At 74.6% G+C, this 1,770-nt stretch carries 2 protein-coding genes; one reads left to right on the top strand and one right to left on the bottom strand.

What is annotated here, in order from left to right:
• Positions 1-850 (top strand): trehalose-phosphatase (gene otsB / locus NBW84_RS18725; RefSeq protein ID WP_445548763.1); only part of this gene is annotated, 850 nt, incomplete at its 5' end.
• Positions 851-1,016: 166 nt separating this feature from the next.
• On the opposite strand, the gene NBW84_RS18720 is transcribed toward otsB, so the two are convergent.
• The coding region (locus NBW84_RS18720; protein WP_250286037.1) for a trehalose-6-phosphate synthase at positions 1,017-1,770 on the bottom strand (754 nt) is incomplete at its 5' end.

Here is a 1,770-nt window from a genome sequence, read left to right as displayed (position 1 = left end):
CAGCAGCACGCCCGGCAGCGGCCCGCTCGCCGGGGCGCCCCGGACGCTGGCCGGCGGCTCCGGGCTCGCCGCGCTGCTCACCGACCCGCGGCATGCCCTGATCGCGCTCGACTACGACGGCACCCTCTCACCCATCGTCAGCCGTCCCTCCGACGCCGTTCCCGCGCCCGGTGCGCTGCGCGCCCTGGCCCGGCTGGCCGAACGGGTCGGATCGATCACCATCATCACCGGCCGCCCGGTCGAGGCCCTGCTCTCGCTCGCCCGGTTCACCGACGAGCCGGGGCTGCACTCGCTGTCCATCCTCGGCCAGTACGGGCTCCAGCGCTGGGACGCCGCCACCGGAACGATCACCAGCCCCGAACCGTTGCCCGGGGTGGCCGCGGTCCGGGCCGCACTGCCCAGGCTCCTGCAGGACGCGCCCGCCGGGACCGTCGTGGAGGACAAGGGGCACGCCCTGGTCGTCCACGTCCGCCGCACCGCCGACCCGGACGCGTCACTGGCCTCGCTCACGCCCGCGCTGACCGTCCTGGCCAGGGACAACGGGCTGGATGCCGCACCTGGCAAACGGGTGCTGGAGCTACGCCCGCCCGGCCACGACAAGGGCCGGGCGCTGCGCGACCACGTGGCCGGGCTGGGCGTCCGCTCCGTGCTGTTCGCCGGCGACGACCTCGGTGACCTGCCGGCCTTCGACACGGTCGACGAGCTGCGGGCCGCCGGTATCCCCGGGCTGACCGTGTGCAGCGACGGCCCGGAGGTCCCCCGGGCACTGCGGGAGCGGGCCGATCTCGTCGTCCCCGGCCCGGAGGGAGTGGTGGCGCTACTGCTCCTGCTCGCCGCCCGTCTGGCCTAGAGCACCGATCGCGTAACCGTACGTATCCTCGCAAACGGCGGCGCACGTCGATGAGCGCCGATCATGGCCTACACCGGTGGTCGTGGACGGGATTCGCACTGCCTGGCCGGCCTGGAACGCCCGCCCGGGACGCCGGCCGTCCCCGGCGGGGTGGGGTGGGGTGGGGTCACTCCAGCAGCGCGTCGAGCTGGTCGCGGAACCACTTGCGCGGGGGGAGCCTGCCGGCGACGGCGGCGAGCCGGGCGCACCGGTCGCGGCGCTCGTCAGCGGCCATCAGCAGCGCGGTGTGCAGCGCCCGGGCGGTCGCGCTCACGTCGAACGGGTTGACCACCAGCGCGTCGTCGGCCATCTCCACGCACGCCCCGGCCTCGCGGGAGAGCACCAGGGCCGCCCCGGGCCGGGAGAGCACCGTGCCCTCCTTCGCGACCAGGTTCATGCCGTCCCTGATCGGGTTCACCACCAGCACCTCGGCCAGCGACAACGCCGCCAGTGACCGCGGGTAGTCATCGTTGACCTCCAGCCGGACGGGCAGCCAGGTCGCGGTCGCGAACTCGTCCTCGATCTCCGCCACGATCCGCTGCACGGCGGCCGTGTACTCGCGGTATTCGGGAAGGTCGTGGCGGGACGGATAGGCGCACACGATGTGCACCACCCGCCCCTGCCACTGCGGATAGTCGCGCAGCAGCTCCCGGTAGGCGTCCAGACCGCGGACGATGTTCTTCGACAGTTCGGTCCGGTCCACCCGCACGATCACCCGCCGGCCCGCGGCGATCTCGCGCATCTCGGCGGCGCGGGCGGCCACGTCCTGCCTGGACGCGCGTCTGAGCAGCCAGTCACCGTCGACCCCGAGCGGATGGACCCCGATCCGGACGGCGCGGCCGCGGTAGCGCAGCCACGGCCCGCCCGCCCCGTCGCGGCCC

Origin of the sequence: Protofrankia sp. CiP1_Cm_nod2 (assembly GCF_920664355.1) — a bacterium.
In the GTDB taxonomy this organism is placed as follows: domain Bacteria; phylum Actinomycetota; class Actinomycetes; order Frankiales; family Frankiaceae; genus Protofrankia.
Note: the sequence above shows the minus strand (reverse complement) of the source record. Positions and strands in the feature narration are given on the sequence as shown.